Consider the following 18,801-nt stretch of genomic DNA (forward strand, 5'->3'; position numbering starts at 1 on the left):
ATGCTCTTTGCCAGCAAGGCAACAAGAGATGGAAAGTTTTTAAGCGAGTTGCGGCGGCCGGTCTAGCCAGAAACTGAGTAGCAGATGGTAGGAGGATAAGCGGTGTTCAGGCGCGAGGTAGGTGGTTTTATGCAGCGGATAACTAAAACCTGGTAGTAGGATTTTGTCGACGTCTACTTCGGCGATTTCCAGCATGTCGACGCAACAATATCCTTCGCCAAAATCGGCCGATAAGCTGTCATCAATGGCATTGGAAAGGCTGGTTGCGGAAATGCCGGTTTCTAGTAGCGTAGTTGTGACCGCCGGTTCGGCAGCGGTTGTTTGCAAAGCAAACATCAAACACAACGCATGTAGAAAATAAAATATCTTTTGCATTACAAAATCATATCTGTCAGGCAATACATTTACAGCAATAATTATACCAGTAATGCGAACACACCTAACATATTGATTTTATGTCACTCGTGGCCAATATAGGCAGATCTGGTAGCGCGTTGAGGATTTTTTTTGCACCAAACTGGTGCAGGAAAGCCACGGTGACATTATAGTAGATGTCACCGTGGTGTCAAAGTTCCAGCCAGACTAGGCTGAAATGGTTTCTTCTTTAAAAATCAGCTTAATCTGATCGTTGTCATCAATGTCGATATGGACGTGACCACCATCGTTCAAGCGACCAAACAGCAACTCATCCGCCAGTGCCTTACGAATGGTATCCTGGATCAATCTGGCCATTGGGCGTGCCCCCATCAGTGGGTCAAACCCTTTTCTGCCCAGGTAGGCTTTGAGTTCGTCACTAAAGGTCACATCGACTTTCTTCTCGTGCAACTGATCTTCCAACTGCATGAGGAACTTGTCGACCACGCGCAGAATCACGTCCTGGCTGAGTGCACTAAATGAAACCGTGGCATCCAGGCGGTTACGGAATTCAGGGCTAAACAAACGTTTGAGGTCAGCCGCTTCATCGGTACTGTCTTTGCTGTTGGTAAAGCCTATGCTCGATTTAGACAGGTTTTCCGCACCCGCATTGGTGGTCATGATAATTGTCACATTACGGAAATCCGCTTTGCGGCCATTATTATCAGTCAAGGTGCCATGATCCATCACTTGCAACAAGATGTTGAAAATGTCTGGGTGTGCTTTCTCGATTTCGTCCAGCAACAGCACGCAATAAGGTTGTTTAGTCACGGCTTCGGTCAGCAGGCCGCCCTGGTCAAAACCAACATAGCCCGGAGGCGCGCCAATCAGGCGTGAAACCGCATGACGCTCCATATATTCGGACATGTCAAAACGCAGCAGCTCAATGCCGAGCACATAAGCCAATTGCTTGGCGACTTCGGTTTTACCAACACCAGTCGGGCCTGCAAAAAGGAAGCTACCAATCGGTTTGCTGCTATTGCCCAGGCCACTACGCGCCATTTTGACGGCGGAAGACAGCACTTCAATTGCTTTGTCCTGGCCAAATACCACGGCTTTCAGGTCGCGCTCCAGTGTTTTCAGTGCGTTACGGTCATCACTGGAAATGTTTTTGGGCGGAATGCGCGCAATTTTGGCAATGATTTCTTCAATCTCTTTATTGCCAATGATTTTCTTCTGTTTGCTCTTAGGCAGAATGCGTTGCGCAGCACCAGCTTCATCAATCACGTCAATCGCCTTGTCCGGCAAATGGCGGTCGTTGATGTACTTGGCTGACAGCTCAGCTGCCACCGTTAAGGCACTGGCGCTGTACTTCACGCTGTGGTGCTCTTCAAACTTGGTTTTCAGGCCTTTCAGAATCTCAATGGTTTCGGCCACGCTAGGTTCTTGTACGTCGATTTTCTGGAAGCGGCGTGACAAGGCATGGTCTTTTTCAAAGATGCCGCGATATTCTTGATAAGTGGTCGCGCCTATGCATTTGAGTGAGCCATTGGACAAGGCTGGTTTCAGCAGGTTGCTGGCATCCAGCGTGCCGCCACTGGCTGAACCTGCGCCGATCAGAGTATGGATTTCGTCAATAAACAGAATCGCATCCGGCTTCTCGGCCAGCTGTTTCATCACGGCTTTCAGGCGTTGCTCAAAGTCACCACGGTATTTGGTGCCGGCCAGCAGGGCGCCCATATCCAGTGAATAGACCGTGGCGTTTTCCAGCACTTCCGGAATGTCATTGCTGACAATGCGTGAAGCCAAGCCTTCCGCAATCGCGGTTTTACCCACACCAGCTTCGCCTACCAGTAAAGGGTTGTTTTTGCGGCGGCGGCACAAGGTCTGGATCACACGTTCCAACTCCTGGCTGCGACCGATCAATGGGTCGATTTTGCCAGCAATCACTTGCGCGTTCAGGTTGAGGGTAAAGCTTTCCAATGCGCCGGTGCTGACGCTTTCGCCTTCAGTTTCCTGCTCAGTGCTGGATGCCTTGGGTTCATTTTCCTGGATTTTAGCCACGCCATGCGAAATAAAGTTGACCACATCCAGGCGGGTCACACCTTGCTGATGCAGGAAAAATACTGCATGGGAATCTTTTTCACCATAGATCGCGACCAGCACATTGGCACCGGTGACTTCTTTTTTGCCGGAGGATTGTACGTGCAGCATGGCACGCTGAATCACACGTTGAAAGCCCAGGGTAGGTTGTGTGTCAACTTCTTCAGTCCCGGCTACTGTCGGGGTGTGCTCTTCGATATATTGGGACAGTTCACTACGCAGCGTATCAAACTTGGCCCCGCAGGCACGCAGGACTTCTGCGGCGGTTGGGTTGTCCAACATAGCCAGTAACAGATGCTCAACCGTAATCAATTCGTGACGCTTTTGTCGCGCGTCCATAAACGCCATGTGCAGGCTAACTTCAAGTTCTTGAGCAATCATGATGACTTTCCTTAATACACTACACTACAAAAAACGCCTCATTCACAGACGTAACTTCATGCAATACCGGTAAAACCTGTCTGTTTATTGTTATCGTGCTTTTTTACAAAAAATTCAATGCTCCGCTGCTGCTTTTTGCTCACCTTTATATGAGTCAAGCTCACCAGAATCACCTCATTACCATGCTACCACTGTGAAGCGTCACTTGAACCGCAAGTATGTCAGTGTATTTGCCCGATATTCTCAGGATGCTACGACTGGAAATTACCGTGAACCATACGATTGGAACCCTTTCCAATCCGCACTTTGCCATATGGCGGTCGCGTTTCAAGCCGCTTCAATCACGCATTGCAACGGGTGTTGTGCTTCGCGGGCAGATTCCAAGACCTGATGCATTTTGGTTTCCGCAATATCCTGTGGGTAAACGCCACATACGCCGATGCCCTCTGTATGTACTTGGAGCATGATTTGTGTCGCTTGTTCACGGGACTTGTTAAAAAAACGTTCAATGACGGCGACGACAAACTCCATGGGGGTGTAGTCGTCGTTGAGCAACAACACCTTATATAACTCTGGAGGCTTGGGTTTGGCAATCTGGGATTCAAGAGCCAGATCACCTTCACGCTTGGGTCGTACCATAGTTTTGTATACCTGTCTTAGAACCTATTTTGCGCCTTGTATTAAAAAATTCAAGGGCCTGATGCCGGAGAAATCCGGCTTTTTAAAGATAAATTTTGACGCGCTTGACGATACGGTCCTGTACGTCGAGGATTTCCAGTTTATGTTCACCGATTTTAAAGCTGGTGTCGGGTTCCGGAATGCCTTCAAAGTGCTCAAGAATTAAACCATTCAATGTGCGTGGACCGTCGGTAGGCAAGGAGAGTTTCAATTTGCGGTTGAGGTCACGCAGCAAACTGCCGCCATCAACCAGCCAGCTGCCGTCTTCATGTTGATGGAAATGGTTGGCGTGCTCGGGTGACTGGGTCGTAAACTCGCCGACCACTTCTTCCAGAATGTCTTCCAGCGTCAACAAGCCCTTGAACTCACCGTACTCATCGACGACCAGCGCAATGCGTTCATGTCGCTTCTGAAACTGTTGCAATTGCGTGTAAAGCGGCGTGCCGGACGGAATATAGTAAGGCAGGCTCATGGCAGCCTGTAACAGCGCTTTGGTCGGGGCTTTGCCAATGTGAAAGTCACGCAACAACGGCAGCACCTTGCGCACATGCAAAATACCGACGATGTCTTCGTGATCGCCTTGGCGCACCGGCAGGCGTGAGTGGTGGCTGCGTGCTAATTGCTCCATGATCTGGTCTATCGGGTGATCCAGGTCAATAAATTCAACCATGGTGTGCGCGGTCATCGCATCGTCCACAATAATGTCTTCGAGGTCTAGCAGGTTCAGCAGAATGGTGCGGCTTTGTGAGGGGATATATTGCCCGGCATCGCTGACAATGCTACGTAACTCCTCGGTGGTGACTGATTGCGCCTGCTCGTCAAAATTGACGCGTACACCCAATAATTTAAGGAAGGCTTTGACGAATAAATTGACAAACCAGACCACCGGTGTGAATAGCCATATCAGCGGGTAGAGCAAGTAGCTGGTGGCAAAGCCGAGTTTTTCCGCGTGTGCAGCAGCGATGACTTTAGGGGAGATTTCACTGAAGACTAAGATGGCAAAGGTGATGGCCAGCGAGCCAAACATCAGGACGTAGTCGCCTTCGCCAAATAGGCGTTCTGAAATCACGACTTCCAAGGTAGAGGAGCCCACGATACAAAAGGTATTGCCTAATAGAATGGCGCCCAGTGTTTTGTCCGTTTGTGCAATGAGGCGGCTGGCCAGTTTGGCGCCGCGATGCCCCTCTTTGGCGAGGTGCCGCATCCGGTAACGGTTGAGCGACATCAGGCTGGTTTCGGCAATGGAGAAAAAGGCTGTCAGCGACAGCAAGAGCAATAGCAGACCGATCTGCCAGCTTAATGGGATGTTGTCCAAAAGAGTGGGGTTAAAAACAAGAAGCCACTAGTGTACCCACCAGTGGCTAAAAATCAAGCATCGCGACGGTTTATCAATGCCGCTTAAAAGATAATGACTTAAGGCGCAAGGGCCGCTTCGTCTTCTTTTGGCTTTTTCTCGGTGTCGCCAATCAGGTTGGCGCGGCTCACGCCCAGCCACATGGCAATCGGGCAAGCGACCAATACTGACGAATAGATACCGAACAAAATACCAATGGTCAGTGCCAGGGAGAAGTTGTGCAAGGTTTCACCACCGAAGAACAGCATGGAGCAGACCATGGTTTGCGTCATCATGTGGGTGATAATGGTGCGCGACATGGTGCGTGTAATGGCATTGTCGATGACTTGCACGGCAGTCGCTTTACGCATTTTTTTGAAGTTTTCGCGCACGCGGTCAAATACCACCACGGATTCGTTCACTGAGTAACCCAATACCGCCAGAATCGCCGCTAGTACCGTGAGGTTGAACTCCCACTGGAAGAAAGCGAAGAAACCTAAAATGATAATGACGTCATGCATGTTGGCGATAATGGCCGCCACCGCAAAGCGCCATTCAAAGCGCAAGGCCAGGTAACCCATGATACCCGCACACACCAGCAATAAAGCCAAGGCGCCATTTTCATACAACTCTTCACCGACTTGTGAACCGACGGATTCAACGCGGCGTATTTCTGCACCGGCATCTGCCGCTTTTAATGCGCTGGAGATTTTTTCAGACAATTGTGCAATCGACAGCTCTTTTTTCACTGGCAGGCGGATCAATACATCCTGGCTGGAACCAAAGTTTTGTACCGTGACGTCTTTGAGGCCAACCCCATCCATGACCTGGCGGATTTGCTCGATATTGGCCGCAGCTGGGTAGTGCACTTCCATCACGGTGCCGCCGGTAAAGTCGACGCCGTAATTCAAGCCACGATGCAACAGGAAGAAGATCGCCAATACAAAGGTAATCAGCGAGATTGAGGTGGTCAGACGTCCGTAACTCATGAACGGGATGTCTTTTTTAATTCTGAATAATTCCATAATCTATTCTCTTATATGCGTTGTCAGCGTGCGGGTGATTAACCAATGCGCAGGTGTTCAATCTTGCGGCGGTAGCCGTACAAGAGATTAACCAGTGCACGGGAGACCAGCACGGCGCTAAACATAGAGGTCATAATGCCCAACACGTGTACCACAGCAAAACCTTTGATCGGGCCGGTACCAAACATAAACAAGGCTAGGCCAGCAATCAGGGTGGTGACGTTGGAGTCCAGAATGGTATCGAATGCACGGTCATAACCAGCGTGGATACTGGCTTGAGGTGTGTTGCCATTGCGCAGCTCTTCGCGGATACGCTCGTTAATCAGCACGTTGGCATCAATCGCCATGCCCAGTGCCAGCGCAATCGCTGCCAGGCCAGGCAAAGTCAGTGTCGCTTGCAGCATGGACAAGATCGCTACCAGCAACAACAGGTTCACGCCCAGTGCCATGACGGACACGCCACCAAACACCATGTAGTAAACAATCATCATCACGGCAATCGCAGCAAAGCCCCACAGCGTAGAATGCACGCCGCGTTTGATGTTTTCTTCACCCATGCTTGGGCCTACCGTACGCTCTTCGATGATTTCCATCGGCGCTGCCAGCGCACCGGCGCGCAGCAGTAATGAAATATCGGTGGCTTCCTGTGCATTGGCCATACCAGAGATTTGTACGCGGCCGCCGCCAATTTCTTCGTTAATCACCGGCGCGGTAATGACTTCGGTACTGCCTTTTTCAATCAGCAGAATCGCCATACGCTTGCCCACGTTTTCACGGGTCACGTTTTTAAAGATGCCTGCACCACGGCCATCCAGCGTGACGTTAACCACGGAAGAACCGTTTTGGCCATTGACACCCGGGCCTGCATCGGTGATGCGGTCACCGGTCAGTACCACGCTCTTTTTCACCAGCACCGGGCGGCCTTCACGGTCAGCAAACAACTCGTCACCAAACGGCACCTGGCCTGCCTGCGCTTTTTGCAGTGTGGCCATGTCAGACTTTTCTTCATCCACCATGCGGATTTCCAAAGTCGCTGTACGGCCCAGAATTTCTTTGGCTTTGGCGGTATCTTGCACGCCAGGTAATTGCACCACAATACGGTCAAGGCCTTGTTGCTGCACGATAGGCTCAGCCACACCCAATTCGTTAATCCGGTTATGCAGGGTTTGCAGGTTTTGCTTGAGCGCAAATTCCTGGATGCGTTTTTGCGCCATCACGCTCATGCTGGCTGTGAGGTTAAAGTCTTTGTCGCTGCCTGCAATTTTGTAGGTCAGGTCAGAAAAGTCCTTGGCCAGCAGGTTGCGCGCCTTGGTGGCTTCGGCTTCTGATTCAAATTTAATCACTACCACCTGGCCCTGGCGCTCAATACCGTAGTAGTTGATTTTTTCTTTACGCAAAGACATGCGGAAGTCACCCACCGTGCTTTCAGCGGCTTTGTCCAACGCTGCTTTCATATCCACTTGCAGCAGGAAATGCACGCCGCCACGCAAGTCCAGACCCAAATACATCGGTTTGGCACCGATGCTTTGCAGCCAGTTCGGCGTTTGTGGCACCAGGTTGAGCGCCACGGTGTAGTCTTTACCCAGGTTGCCAACCAGTTTGTCCTTGGCCAGCAATTGCGTATCCGTGTTGGCAAAACGCACTTTCACGCCGCTGGCATCCATAAACAAACCGTCAAACGGAATGTTGGCCAGTTTCAGTGTGTCTTCCACTTTTCGCAGCAGGCTATCGTCTACTTTCAGTGACGTTTTGGCCGGGCTGATCTGCACCGCTGGTGATTCACCAAAAAAGTTGGGGATCGTGTATAGCAGGCCAATGATAAACACTGTGCCGATCAGCACGAATTTCCATATTGGATAACGGTTCATAAGAAACTCTTGGTCGGAATGAAAGACGCGTGCGTCTTGTGGTTAGGATTAAATGGATTTCAGGGTGCCAGGTGGCAACAGTGTTTGTACCGTATGTTTCTGCACATTCACCACCGTGTTCGCAGCGATTTCAATGCTGACAAAGTTTTCACTGACTTTCGTCACCTTGCCGACGATGCCACCGGTGGTGGCTACTTCATCACCCGCTTTCAAGGTTTCCAGCATGGACTTGTGCTGTTTTGCCTGTTTGACCTGTGGGCGGATCAACATAAAGTAAAACAAGACAAAAATCACCACCATGGGCAAAAAGCTCATGATGTCGGTAGCTGGCGCGGCAGCTGCGTAAGCGTTGCTGATAAACATATCTATTCCTAGGTCATACTGAAAATAACGCATGATTCTATCATAGAGCCTTCTTAATCTGTCACCGCTCGATTTGCAATGGCAATCGTAAGTACTTGACCTTTGATTGTAAAAGTATTTTAATGTTGGTTCGTCTTGGTCATGCGCGTTCAAGGTGAATCTTTATTATTTTTATGATATTGGAGGAGTGTATGCAGCATTATTTTAAGTATATGGCAGCAGTCTCTTTAGCAATTTCTTGCCAGGTCGCACAAGCGGGGGTCATTGTGCAGGCAACGACGGTCAGCGCTTCAAACGCTGACTTTGGTGGCTCGTATGCTTTGGTCAATCAGATCAACCAGTCAGGGTTATCGGCGGGCTATATTGCAGGCGTGACCGACTTTGACAGCTTTGTCGCCGGTACGACGCACGATGGCCTGTCCGCGTTGAATTCCGGTTTCAGTGTCGGCCCTTTTGGCAGCTTTAGCTATGACTTGGGGGCTGTATACAATATTGATGCCATCGGGTTATGGGCGACCGCCAATACTGGCTCGGTATTGCAATTTAATTTATATGCCGATAATGACAATGACTTTAGCAATGGCAACAGTGGTTTGCTGGGTGGCTTTACTGCGGTAGGTTCGAATTACACTGCCGCAGATCCTGGTCAGGCATTTACTTTCGGTGACGTTTCTACCCGTTATGTGCATATGGAAATCCTGACCACCGATGGCGGTCCACAGCCTGGTTTGGGTGAGGTGATTTTCCGTACGGCGACCATGGTGCCCGAACCTGAGCCATTAGCCTTGTTTGCGGTTGGAGTGGTACCGGTTTGGTTGCGCCTGCGCAAAAAGGCCTGATGTGTACTTTGGTTGGTGATGTCCGCCAACGTTTAAAAGCCAGCACGTGTTGATGTGCTGGCTTTTTTATCGTGTGTTGATGTTGAGGTGGAGTGATTGCAATAAAAGGTTGTTCTATAGTTTGCCCGTTGCTTTTCGCCTTCTCGGCGAGTTACTTTTCTTTGCTTGCACAAAGAATAAGTAACCAAAAGAAATGCACCCCAGCTTCCGCTTGTATCCTGTGCTACTCGGTTTGCCGGGCGTCCATCGAAACTCGCCCTGACAAGCCACACAAGACGTGGCTTGTTGCGGAACTTGGACAGCCGATGGCCGAAAACTCCCGTCAATCCTGCGTTGCTCGGCGCGGCAGATGGGGACCCCGAACACCATGCGACTGCAACCGTTAGCGACTTGAAGAAACAAGAGTCTGGTTTTTTAACCGTTCAAACTTCTACTATGTGAGTTTGGCGAGATGAATCCCATTCCATCACGCTGAGTAGCGGAGACAAAAGTAAGAGTAGAGGGAGCGACTGTCCGAATCCCGCTAGGATGAGTTTCGTGACCGGCTTATTTTGTTGATAACTAAGACTGCGCAGCAGTCTGTTACGGCGTAGGCTAACTCGCGTAGCGATGTTAAGCGTAGCGGCCGTAGCCAACAACGCAAGGGAGCCTTTAGGCCGTGATGGCTGGGTGCCCTCCTCTTTGGTTACTTTCTGAGGGGCAAGCATCAGAAAGTGACTCGCCGACAAGGCGAAAAGAGTTTTTAAGTTAATCCACTAGCCCGGCGAGAAGAGCGATCTTTTACATTAATGCTAAGTTAAGGAGGCTAACGCTTTTCCGCCCGTTTACGAGCAAACTTTGCCTTAAACGCTTCAAAACGATTTTCTTCAATCGCTGCTCGCATGCCTTGCATCAACACCTGGTAATAATGAAGGTTATGAATGGTGTTTAAACGCGCGCCCAGAATCTCGCCAATGCGATACAAATGGTGCAGGTAGGCGCGACTAAAGTTCTGGCAGGTATAGCATTCACAGTCTGCATCCAGTGGGCGTGTGTCGGTTTTATAACTCGCATTCTTGATTTTGACATCGCCATATTGCGTGAATAGCCAGCCATTGCGTGCATTACGCGTAGGCATCACGCAGTCAAACATATCAATCCCGTAGCTGACCGCATCGACCAGGTCTTCCGGCGTGCCAACACCCATCAGGTAGCGAGGTTTGTCTTTCGGCATTTGCGGCGCGGTGTGCGCCAGGATGCGCAGCATGTCTTCTTTAGGCTCGCCGACCGACAGGCCACCGATGGCGTAGCCGTCAAAGCCGATGGCTTCCAGGCCTTGGCGTGAAATATCACGCAGGTCTTCGTACATGCCGCCCTGGATGATGCCAAACAAAGCATTGCCGTTACTGGGGGGGGTGTCTGAGCGTAATTGTTGCACTTCCTCGGCGCCGCCCAGCATGGTGAGGGTGTGTTCTATGGTTTGCGTTTGATAGACATTAAATGCATCACGGCTGCGTTGTGCCCAGCGCTGGCTGAGTTCCATCGATTTGCGCGCCTGGTCGTGGCTGGCCGGGTAGGGCGTGCATTCATCAAAAATCATGACGATGTCACTGTTGAGCACGCGCTGGATGCGCATGGATTCTTCCGGGGTCAGGAAACAGCGGTCGCCATTGATCGGGGACTGAAATTTGACGCCTTCTTCGGTGATTTTTCGCAATTCGCCCAGGCTCCAGACCTGGAAACCGCCGGAGTCGGTGAGGATGGGTTTTTCCCAGCCCATAAACTTGTGCAGGCCTTCATGCGCGGCGACCACTTCCAGCCCGGGGCGCAACCACAAATGAAAGGTATTGCCGAGGACAATGTGCGCCTGGATGTCGTTGAGCTCTTGCGGTGACATGGCCTTGACCGTGCCGTAAGTGCCAACAGGCATAAACGCTGGGGTTTGTACCTCACCGTGAGGCAAGCTGACAGTGCCGCGTCTGGCGAGGCCGTCGGTATTGTGTAAGGAAAACTGCATGAACGTGCGATAACTGGCTGAAATAAACAGACATTTTACCACAGCTACAAGGCCTGCTTCTGATGCTGCGCAGGCCGCTGCAATCGCCAGATGCGCTTGCATTTTTTGTGATTGCCCGCAACAATGCTGGTATTCCGCAATTCTGAAAAAGTCCCTTATGGTTGATCCGCAAAACCGCCTGTCACGACGCGAGCAGCATACCAGTCTGCGCCAACGTGGCATTTACTTACTGCCTAACTTGTTCACGTCTGCTTCACTGTTTGGCGGTTTTTACGCCATTGTGCAGGCGATGAACCTGCATTTTGAGCAGTCGGCGATTGCGATTTTTATTGCCATGGTGATGGATGGCCTGGATGGCCGCGTGGCGCGCATGACCAATACCCAGAGTGCGTTTGGGGCAGAGTATGACAGCCTGGCTGACATGGTGTCGTTTGGCGTGGCGCCTGCACTGATTATGTATGTGTGGGCCTTGCAGCCCATGAATAAACTGGGCTGGATTGCCGCCTTTATTTATTGCGCCTGCGCCGCCTTACGCCTGGCGCGCTTCAATACCAAGCTGGACGACCCGTTCCAGGATAAACGCTTCTTCCAAGGCTTGCCTAGCCCGGCAGCGGCGGCGTTGTTGGCGGGGTTTGTCTGGGTGTCTTATGAATACAATATTGATGGCCGCGAGATTTTCTTTGGTGCCTTGCAGGTGAAATGGATCGCCTGGTTCCTGACGGTATTTGCCGCGGGCTCCATGGTGTCTGACCTCAAGTTTTATAGTGGTAAAGATATCAACCTGCGACATTCAGTACCGTTTGTGGCCATCCTGGCCGTGGTGCTGGCATTTGTGCTGATTTCATACAGCCCGCCAGAAGTACTGTTCAGCGTGGTATTTGTATATGCTTTGTCTGGCTATTACATGTGGGCGCGCGAGCGGCTGGCAGCAAAGAGCGCGGTTTAAGCAGATTGGCTCATAAAAAACGCGCTTCCCGGCGCGTTTTTTTATGGACGCAAGTGCCAACTGGAAGCGATGTGGTCATTTGTAGGACAAGCGAGTAAAATTGACTTGTTAGCATTAGGAAAATTCATGGAACAAATTATTATTTTTGATACCACGTTGCGCGACGGTGAACAAAGCCCGGGCGCGGCGATGACCAAAGAAGAAAAAATCCGCATTGCGCGCCAGCTGGAAAAGCTGGGCGTAGATGTGATTGAAGCCGGGTTTGCTGCGGCCAGCCCAGGTGATTTTGAGGCGATTTCCGAGATCGCCAAAGTGATCAAAACCTCTACCGTGTGTTCATTGGCACGCGCCAGCGAAAACGACGTGCGCCGTGCCGGTGAAGCGATCAAACATGCAGCCAAAGGCCGTATTCATACCTTTATTGCTACCAGCAAAATCCATATGGAAAACAAACTGCGCATGAGCGAAGACCAGGTGGTCGAGCGCGCGGTGCAAGCGGTGAAGTGGGCGCGTGAATATACTGAAGACGTGGAGTTTTCAGCCGAAGATGCGGTGCGTTCTGAGATTGATTTTCTGGTGCGTGTATTTGAAGCGGTGATTGAGGCTGGTGCCAAAACCATCAATGTGCCAGATACTGTGGGTTACAGTATCCCTGAGGTGTGGGGTGAGCGGTTTGCCATTTTGCTCAAACGCGTCAAAGGCGCTGACAAAGTGGTGTGGTCTACCCACTGCCATAATGACCTTGGCATGGCCGTGGCCAACTCGCTGTCTGCCGTCATGAACGGTGCACGCCAGGTGGAATGCACAATTAATGGCCTGGGTGAGCGTGCTGGTAACGCCAGCCTGGAAGAAATCGTCATGGCGATTAAAACCCGTAACGATATTTTCAACCTAAGCACCCGCATTGATACGACGCAAATCGTGCCTGCTTCCAAACTGGTGTCTACCATTACGGGTTATCCAGTGCAGCCGAATAAGGCGATCGTCGGTGCCAACGCGTTTGCGCATGAGTCCGGCATCCACCAGGATGGTGTGCTCAAGCATCGTGAGACGTATGAAATTATGCGTGCCGAAGATGTGGGCTGGGGTGCCAATAAACTCACTTTGGGCAAGCTGTCTGGCCGCAATGCTTTCCGCACACGGTTGAAAGAGCTGGGCATAGAGCTGGAAAGTGAAGATGCCTTAAATGCCGCATTTGCACGCTTTAAAGAGCTGGCTGATAAAAAATCTGAGATTTTTGACGAAGATTTACACGCGCTGGTGAGTGATGAAGTGGTGCAGGAGCGCGAACTGTTCAAGTTGTCTTACCTGCAAGTGGCATCGCAAACGGGTGAAATTCCGCATGCCATTTTAACCTTGAGTGTCGATGGCGCTGAGCAGCGTACAGAAGCAGATGGCGGTGGCCCGGTCGATGCCACCTTTAAGGCGATTGAAAATGTGGTGGGCAGTGATGCTGAGCTGTTGCTGTACTCCGTGAATAACATCACCAGCGGCACAGATGCACAGGGTGAGGTGACCGTGCGTTTGTCCAAGGGTGGCCGTATCGTCAATGGTCAAGGCGCGGATACCGACATTGTGGTGGCTTCGGCCAAAGCCTATTTAAATGGCTTGAACAAGCTGTATGCCAAAGCGGAAAAATTGAACCCGCAGGTGTAAGCATGTTCTGAATCAACGCTTGCTGCCGTTGGGTGGCAGGCGTTTTCTTTTTGTATTGAATCTCATTGTGGACGAAAGGCTGGATAGGTCGTAATGACGCAAAGAAATCATTGGTTGCTGGTGATCGCTGCGTTGACCTGTACCTACTTTATTTGGGGCTCCACTTACCTGGCGATTAAGTACGCGATTGAGAGTTTTCCGCCGTTTGCCATGGTAGGCATACGATTCACGGTTGCCGGGTCTTTGCTATACCTCATCTTGCGCGCCATGGGGCATGCCGCGCCTACGCGTGTGCAATGGCGTGGTGCGGCCTGGGTCGGCATGTTGCTGCCGGTGCTGGGTAATGGCACGGTGTCGCATGTGCAGTTGCATGTGTCGTCTAGCGTCGCCGCGCTGGCGATTGCCACGGCACCAATCTGGATGGCGATTTTCTCCAGTGCGTGGGGGCATAAAATCAGCCGCCGTGAATGGCTGGGCATTGCCATTGGCCTGGTCGGCATTTTGTTATTGAATACGCGCGGTAGCCTGCAAGGCGACTGGCTCAGTGCCGGTTTGCTGATGTTTGCAGCGGCCTCATGGTCGCTGGGCTCAGTCTGGAGCAAGCATATGGCCATGCCGCAAGGCCTGATGGGCGCGGCCAGCCAGATGTTGTGTGGTGGCCTGATCGCCCTGGTATTTAGTATGGCATTTGGTGAGCATTGGCCTGTGCAGGTCACAGCGCGTTCATGGGCGGCAATTGCTTTCCTCATCGTGCTCGGTTCCATGGTGGCATTTTCGGCGTATCACTGGCTGCTGCACCATGTGCGGCCCATGGTCGCCAGCAGTAATACCTTTGTTAATCCTATCGTCGCTTTTGTGGTGGGCGTCTGGTTTGCCGATGAGCAGATTCACCTGATGGAATATATTGCGCTGGCCGTGATTCTGGTCGGTGTGTTCCTGGTGCTGACTGCGACCAAAGAAGCAGTGCCTGACGAACAAATTGTTTAGTTAATCATTAAAGAAACTTAAATTGTATGAAGCAAAACCTGGCGTTATTTGATTTGGACAACACCCTGCTGGCGGGGGATAGTGACTATAACTGGAGCGTATTCCTGATTGGCGAAGGCTTGCTTGATGCCGAGCAACACAAGGCGCGCAACGAGCAGTTTTACGAAGATTATAAAAACGGTAACCTGGATATTTATGCCTTCCTCAAGTTTCAGTTGCAACCGTTATCGCAGCATCCAAAAGCATTCTTGGATGACTTGCATGCCAAATACATGACCAACGTGATCCGCCCCATGATGACGCAAAAAGCGCAAGACCTGGTCAACCAGCACAAAGCCAACGGTGATTTGTGTATGGTGATTACGGCGACTAACAGCTTTGTCACCAAGCCGATTGCCACCGCTTATGGCATTGAGCACCTGATAGGTACTGACCCGGAAATGGTCGACGGCCAATTTACCGGTGGGGTGAGTGGCACGCCTAGCTTCCAGCAAGGCAAAGTGACGCGCCTCAATGAATGGCTGGCCGCACGCGGCCAAACACTGGCGGATTTTGACACCAGTTATTTCTATAGCGACTCACACAACGACTTGCCATTGATGAAGCTGGTGACCAATCCAGTTGCCGTGGATGCAGACCCGACCTTAACCGCCTATGCCAGCGAGCATGGCTGGCCATTAATCAGCTTGCGTTAATATTTCTAAAAGCTGATGGTTAATGCCGTCACGGCCATCAAGTTGTTGTCCACTTGTCGCGCGCTGTTTTTATCAAAAATGGCATCGCGGCTATTTAACTGGCGTAATTCGTTGCGCCAAACCATGCGCGGGTTGAGTCGGTAATCCATATTCACTGAATAGCCGGTGGTCTGGCCATGCTCAGTGCCTGTGCTGATAATCACGCCGTGTTTGTCCCGGTAGTGCTCCAGCCGTGCGGCAAATTGCAGCCGCTCTGAGTAGCTGTAGCGCAGCACCATATTCGGGCTAAACCAGACGTTGTAACGATCACTGTCAGGCGCGGCTTGCTCGGCGCCGATATCAAATGCTGTGATCAATCCCCATTGCTCATTGAGCTGCCACTGCACATAAAAATCATGAAAATAGCGCATCTGCCTTTGTGCGTCTGACTTGTCATTGCCAATAAACGAGCTGCTATTAATGGTGAGCTTATCGCTGGGTTTATAAGTCAGTTGGTGGCCGATGGCGGGCGTGGTGTTGCCATCAGGGCGGTGTATGCGTTGCCAGCCGGTGAGCAGCAGGCCGCTGACCAGCCATTTGCCGTCTGGGGTGGTGTAACTCAGTTTGGCGCCGGTTTCAAAGTAGGGTGAGTTGTCCGCCATCAGGCTACGCGTCAGCGTCCAGTTATCAATGCCTACGGCGCTTTCAAAGCCGATATGTGAGGGCATCACGCCAACATCCAGCCACAAATCATGTTCGCCAGAGAGTTTGAGGCCCATGTTAGCTTCATATATATTGCGTAAGCTATGCGGCTCGGCGGCGTAGTTGGCGCGCATATAGCTGCCGCTGCCTAGCGCCAAGTTGCCGCGTACGCGTTCGGTTGATAACGCCACTTTCAGCATCGCCAGGTTGATGCTAGGGTCGTCCGTCACATTGTGGCTGTAGACAAAGTCTGGCCGCCTGTCATTGGCCGGGTGGTTAAAGTCGTGTATCAGGTAGCTTTCAAGGTAAGCGCTGAGCTGCACCGGGCTATGGCTGGCAGGGGGTTGTACTTCGTCTGCCTGAGCAGTCAAGGCCAGGCAGAATAAAGGCGTAATCGATAAGAGCGAGGGTTTCATGCTGAGCATCCAAACAACAAGGTGTCAGCAGAATAAAGTGCCACACCTATCAATCACATAAACATAGCGCAATGTGTTGTATGTGATTGTGCCGGACAGCAAGGGGAAAGTCGGTTAATTCGCGTGGCTGCTGTTAACGGCCCAGCACCACGTGCAGCACAAAGCGGCTGCCAATATAGGCTAGCAGCAATAAAGCAAAGCCGAGCAAGGTCCAGCGGGTGGCCACTTTGCCACGCCAGCCATATTTAAAGCGGCCAAACAGTAGCCAGGCGTAAATCAGCCATGAGGCAATGGAGAAGATGGTTTTATGGTTGAACTGCAATGGCTTGCCAAAAATCTCTTCACTAAACAGCATGCCGCTAATCAGCGTAATGGTCAGCAACACAAAGCCAACATGCAACACTTTAAATAGCAAGGCATCCAGCACCATCAGCGGCGGGAAATCAGGCAGGGCCAGCCAGCTGTTCTTTTTGTGCAGCGCACGCTCGGCCATGCGCATCAGGCACGCGTGCAAGGCAGCAAAGGTAAACAGGCTATACGCCACCATGGCAATTAAAATGTGCAGGTTAAACAGGGTGAAGCCGTGCGTGTCTACATAATAGTCTTTCACTGCAAACCCTGGCATCAGCACAAATAAGGCCGCAGGCGGCAACACAAACGCTTGTAGGCTGCGTAGCGAGTGTTTTAAATCGGCCAGCCAGTAGATGAGCACAGTCAGCCATAAAATAGCCGAGAGCGCGTAATACACGCCAAGGTTCAGTGAGCCGATGGCAAAAATATCGCGATACAACAACCCGCCATGCATCACCAAACCCAACGCCACCATGGCGCTGTGTAACTGAAACGGGAAGGCATGTTCGTTGATTGCTTTGTCCTGTTTGGCGATGCGCCAGTAATCCAGCGCCACGGCCATATAAACAAAAGCCACAATCAGATAAGGAAGCAGGTGTTGAGTCATGCCTGGCATTATGGCAAAACTCTCTGCATTCGACCAGCGTGCTAACGGTTAGCCGCATCACGTTAGCCAATAGTTTATTTTTGGCTTGGGCTGGCATGAGGTAAAATCGTACGCATTGCATATTCATGAATTGTGAAAGAAAGGCATTCCATGCTGGAAAACCTGACCGGCCGCTTACAGGGCGTGATTAAAAACCTGCGCGGCCAAGCACGTCTGACCGAAGAAAATATTGCCGATGCCATGCGCGAAGTACGGATGGCTTTGCTGGAGGCTGATGTTGCGCTGCCAGTTGTTAAAGACTTTATCGCGCGCGTGAAAGAGCGCGCCAATGGCCGTGATGTATTGCAGAGCTTAACGCCCGGCCAGGCCGTCATTGAAGTCGTGAACGAAGAGCTCACTGCGCTCATGGGCAAGGCCAACGAAGGCCTCAACCTGGCGGCCGTGCCGCCGGTGGTGATTTTGATGGCAGGTTTGCAAGGCGCGGGTAAAACCACCACCTCAGGCAAGCTGGCCAAATTGCTCAAAGAGCAAAAGAAAAAAGTATTGCTCGCCAGTGCTGACGTTTACCGTCCGGCGGCCATCACACAGCTACAAACCTTGGCCAAGCAATTGGAGATTGACTGCTTTGACAGCAATCCGCAGCAAAAGCCGTTAGACATCGCCGCCCAAGTCATGGAGCAAGCCAGAAAGAGTTACTACGATGTAGTCATCTTTGATACGGCTGGTCGTTTAGCCATTGATGAAGCCATGATGGCCGAAATCAAAGACCTGCACGCCTACCTCAAGCCGACCGAAACTTTATTCGTGGTCGACGCCATGCAAGGCCAGGATGCCGTCAACACCGCCAAAGCGTTTGGCGAGACCTTGTCACTCACTGGCGTCATCGTCACCAAGCTGGACGGTGATGCGCGTGGCGGTGCGGCACTCTCCGTACGCCACGTCACTGGCAAGCCAATCAAGTTTATCGGTGTCAGCGAAAAAGTCGATGGCCTGGAACCTTTCCATCCCGACCGCATGGCTGGCCGTATTCTCGGCATGGGCGATGTATTAAGCCTGATTGAAGAAGCGCATAAAAAGGTCGATATGGCCGAAGCGCAAAAAGTCGCCGATAAGATTAAGTCTGGCGCCAAGTTCGACCTCGAAGACTTTAAAGCGCAAATGATGCAAATGCAAAAGATGGGCGGCATGGCCTCACTCATGGACAAAATGCCTGCGCAAATCTCTGGCATGGCGCAAAAGATCAATACTGACGACGTCGATAAATCGCTGCGCCGCCTCGAAGGCATTATTAATAGCATGACGCCCGAAGAGCGCCGCAAGCCTGAGCTGATTAAAGCCACGCGTAAAAAACGCATTGCCGCCGGTAGTGGTGTGCAGGTGCAAGAAGTGAACCGCCTGCTCAACCAGTTTGAAGAAACTCAAAAGATGATGAAGATGTTCAGCAAAGGCGGCATGGCAAAAATGATGCGCGGGATGGGCAGCATGATGGGCGGTAAATTCCCCGGAATGTAAAGCGAAAATT

16 protein-coding genes are annotated in these 18,801 nt (G+C 51.4%); 6 read left to right on the forward strand and 10 right to left on the reverse strand.

Features of this window, described 5'->3' with window-relative positions:
* Window positions 1–39: 39 nt before the first annotated feature.
* From INP79_RS03105 to yajC, 7 genes are all read right to left on the reverse strand, one after another.
* A complete protein-coding gene (locus INP79_RS03105) occupies window positions 40–375 on the reverse strand; it encodes a hypothetical protein (protein WP_194752883.1) in 336 nt (111 codons plus the stop codon).
* Between the two features lie 207 nt (window positions 376–582).
* A complete protein-coding gene (gene clpA, locus INP79_RS03110) occupies window positions 583–2,838 on the reverse strand; it encodes an ATP-dependent Clp protease ATP-binding subunit ClpA (protein WP_194752884.1) in 2,256 nt (751 codons plus the stop codon).
* A 327-nt stretch (window positions 2,839–3,165) separates the two neighbouring features.
* A complete protein-coding gene (gene clpS, locus INP79_RS03115; protein WP_194752885.1) occupies window positions 3,166–3,477 on the reverse strand; it encodes an ATP-dependent Clp protease adapter ClpS in 312 nt (103 codons plus the stop codon).
* Between the two features lie 82 nt (window positions 3,478–3,559).
* Entirely contained in the window at window positions 3,560–4,831 is a 1,272-nt protein-coding gene (locus tag INP79_RS03120) for an HlyC/CorC family transporter (protein ID WP_194752886.1), read from the reverse strand.
* 98 nt (window positions 4,832–4,929) lie between these two features.
* A complete protein-coding gene (gene secF, locus INP79_RS03125; RefSeq protein WP_194752887.1) occupies window positions 4,930–5,874 on the reverse strand; it encodes a protein translocase subunit SecF in 945 nt (314 codons plus the stop codon).
* A gap of 38 nt (window positions 5,875–5,912) precedes the next feature.
* Window positions 5,913–7,742: a protein translocase subunit SecD gene (gene secD / locus INP79_RS03130; protein WP_194740475.1), complete on the reverse strand. Its 1,830-nt coding sequence runs from the start codon at window positions 7,740–7,742 to the stop codon at window positions 5,913–5,915.
* A gap of 48 nt (window positions 7,743–7,790) precedes the next feature.
* Window positions 7,791–8,105, reverse strand: a complete 315-nt coding sequence (yajC, locus tag INP79_RS03135) for a preprotein translocase subunit YajC (protein ID WP_194740476.1) — start codon at window positions 8,103–8,105, stop codon at window positions 7,791–7,793.
* A gap of 191 nt (window positions 8,106–8,296) precedes the next feature.
* On the opposite strand from yajC, the gene INP79_RS03140 reads away from it, so the two are divergent.
* On the forward strand, window positions 8,297–8,944 hold the full coding sequence (locus INP79_RS03140) for a hypothetical protein (protein WP_228519692.1): 648 nt from the start codon (window positions 8,297–8,299) through the stop codon (window positions 8,942–8,944).
* A gap of 805 nt (window positions 8,945–9,749) precedes the next feature.
* Here the strand turns inward: INP79_RS03140 and INP79_RS03145 are convergent.
* Window positions 9,750–10,940, reverse strand: a complete 1,191-nt coding sequence (locus INP79_RS03145) for a tRNA guanosine transglycosylase (RefSeq protein WP_194752889.1) — start codon at window positions 10,938–10,940, stop codon at window positions 9,750–9,752.
* A gap of 157 nt (window positions 10,941–11,097) precedes the next feature.
* Between INP79_RS03145 and pssA the strand changes: the two genes are divergently transcribed.
* From pssA to INP79_RS03165, 4 genes are all read left to right on the forward strand, one after another.
* Window positions 11,098–11,886: a CDP-diacylglycerol--serine O-phosphatidyltransferase gene (gene pssA, locus INP79_RS03150; RefSeq protein ID WP_194752890.1), complete on the forward strand. Its 789-nt coding sequence runs from the start codon at window positions 11,098–11,100 to the stop codon at window positions 11,884–11,886.
* A 126-nt stretch (window positions 11,887–12,012) separates the two neighbouring features.
* On the forward strand, window positions 12,013–13,542 hold the full coding sequence (locus tag INP79_RS03155; RefSeq protein ID WP_194740479.1) for a 2-isopropylmalate synthase: 1,530 nt from the start codon (window positions 12,013–12,015) through the stop codon (window positions 13,540–13,542).
* A 93-nt stretch (window positions 13,543–13,635) separates the two neighbouring features.
* Window positions 13,636–14,529 carry a drug/metabolite exporter YedA gene (gene yedA / locus INP79_RS03160; RefSeq protein WP_194752891.1) on the forward strand — a complete coding sequence of 298 codons (894 nt, stop codon included), beginning with the start codon at window positions 13,636–13,638 and terminating at the stop codon, window positions 14,527–14,529.
* A 26-nt stretch (window positions 14,530–14,555) separates the two neighbouring features.
* Entirely contained in the window at window positions 14,556–15,224 is a 669-nt protein-coding gene (locus INP79_RS03165; RefSeq protein WP_194752892.1) for an HAD family phosphatase, read from the forward strand.
* 5 nt (window positions 15,225–15,229) lie between these two features.
* Here the strand turns inward: INP79_RS03165 and INP79_RS03170 are convergent, their stop codons facing one another.
* Complete coding sequence (locus tag INP79_RS03170) at window positions 15,230–16,321, reverse strand: porin (RefSeq protein ID WP_228519693.1); 1,092 nt, start codon at window positions 16,319–16,321, stop codon at window positions 15,230–15,232.
* Between the two features lie 133 nt (window positions 16,322–16,454).
* The gene (locus INP79_RS03175; protein ID WP_194752894.1) at window positions 16,455–17,288 is read right to left on the reverse strand and encodes an inner membrane protein YpjD; all 834 of its coding nucleotides are present in this window, start codon (window positions 17,286–17,288) and stop codon (window positions 16,455–16,457) included.
* 141 nt (window positions 17,289–17,429) lie between these two features.
* Between INP79_RS03175 and ffh the strand changes: the two genes are divergently transcribed.
* On the forward strand, window positions 17,430–18,791 hold the full coding sequence (gene ffh / locus INP79_RS03180) for a signal recognition particle protein (protein WP_194752895.1): 1,362 nt from the start codon (window positions 17,430–17,432) through the stop codon (window positions 18,789–18,791).
* Window positions 18,792–18,801: the final 10 nt, after the last annotated feature.

It is taken from the genome of Methylophilus sp. QUAN, from assembly GCF_015354445.1.
Classification (GTDB): domain Bacteria; phylum Pseudomonadota; class Gammaproteobacteria; order Burkholderiales; family Methylophilaceae; genus Methylophilus.

Bases quoted from the DNA above. Each gene is read 5' to 3' on its own strand.
- INP79_RS03105 (WP_194752883.1), bottom strand. From the start codon at position 375: ATGCAAAAGATATTTTATTTTCTACATGCGTTGTGTTTGATGTTTGCT.
- clpA (WP_194752884.1), bottom strand. From the start codon at position 2,838: ATGATTGCTCAAGAACTTGAAGTTAGCCTGCACATGGCGTTTATGGAC.
- clpS (WP_194752885.1), bottom strand. From the start codon at position 3,477: ATGGTACGACCCAAGCGTGAAGGTGATCTGGCTCTTGAATCCCAGATT.
- secF (WP_194752887.1), bottom strand. From the start codon at position 5,874: ATGGAATTATTCAGAATTAAAAAAGACATCCCGTTCATGAGTTACGGA.
- secD (WP_194740475.1), bottom strand. From the start codon at position 7,742: ATGAACCGTTATCCAATATGGAAATTCGTGCTGATCGGCACAGTGTTT.
- yajC (WP_194740476.1), bottom strand. From the start codon at position 8,105: ATGTTTATCAGCAACGCTTACGCAGCTGCCGCGCCAGCTACCGACATC.
- INP79_RS03140 (WP_228519692.1), top strand. From the start codon at position 8,297: ATGCAGCATTATTTTAAGTATATGGCAGCAGTCTCTTTAGCAATTTCT.
- INP79_RS03145 (WP_194752889.1), bottom strand. From the start codon at position 10,940: ATGCAGTTTTCCTTACACAATACCGACGGCCTCGCCAGACGCGGCACT.
- pssA (WP_194752890.1), top strand. From the start codon at position 11,098: ATGGTTGATCCGCAAAACCGCCTGTCACGACGCGAGCAGCATACCAGT.
- INP79_RS03155 (WP_194740479.1), top strand. From the start codon at position 12,013: ATGGAACAAATTATTATTTTTGATACCACGTTGCGCGACGGTGAACAA.
- yedA (WP_194752891.1), top strand. From the start codon at position 13,636: ATGACGCAAAGAAATCATTGGTTGCTGGTGATCGCTGCGTTGACCTGT.
- INP79_RS03165 (WP_194752892.1), top strand. From the start codon at position 14,556: ATGAAGCAAAACCTGGCGTTATTTGATTTGGACAACACCCTGCTGGCG.
- INP79_RS03170 (WP_228519693.1), bottom strand. From the start codon at position 16,321: ATGAAACCCTCGCTCTTATCGATTACGCCTTTATTCTGCCTGGCCTTG.
- INP79_RS03175 (WP_194752894.1), bottom strand. From the start codon at position 17,288: ATGCCAGGCATGACTCAACACCTGCTTCCTTATCTGATTGTGGCTTTT.
- ffh (WP_194752895.1), top strand. From the start codon at position 17,430: ATGCTGGAAAACCTGACCGGCCGCTTACAGGGCGTGATTAAAAACCTG.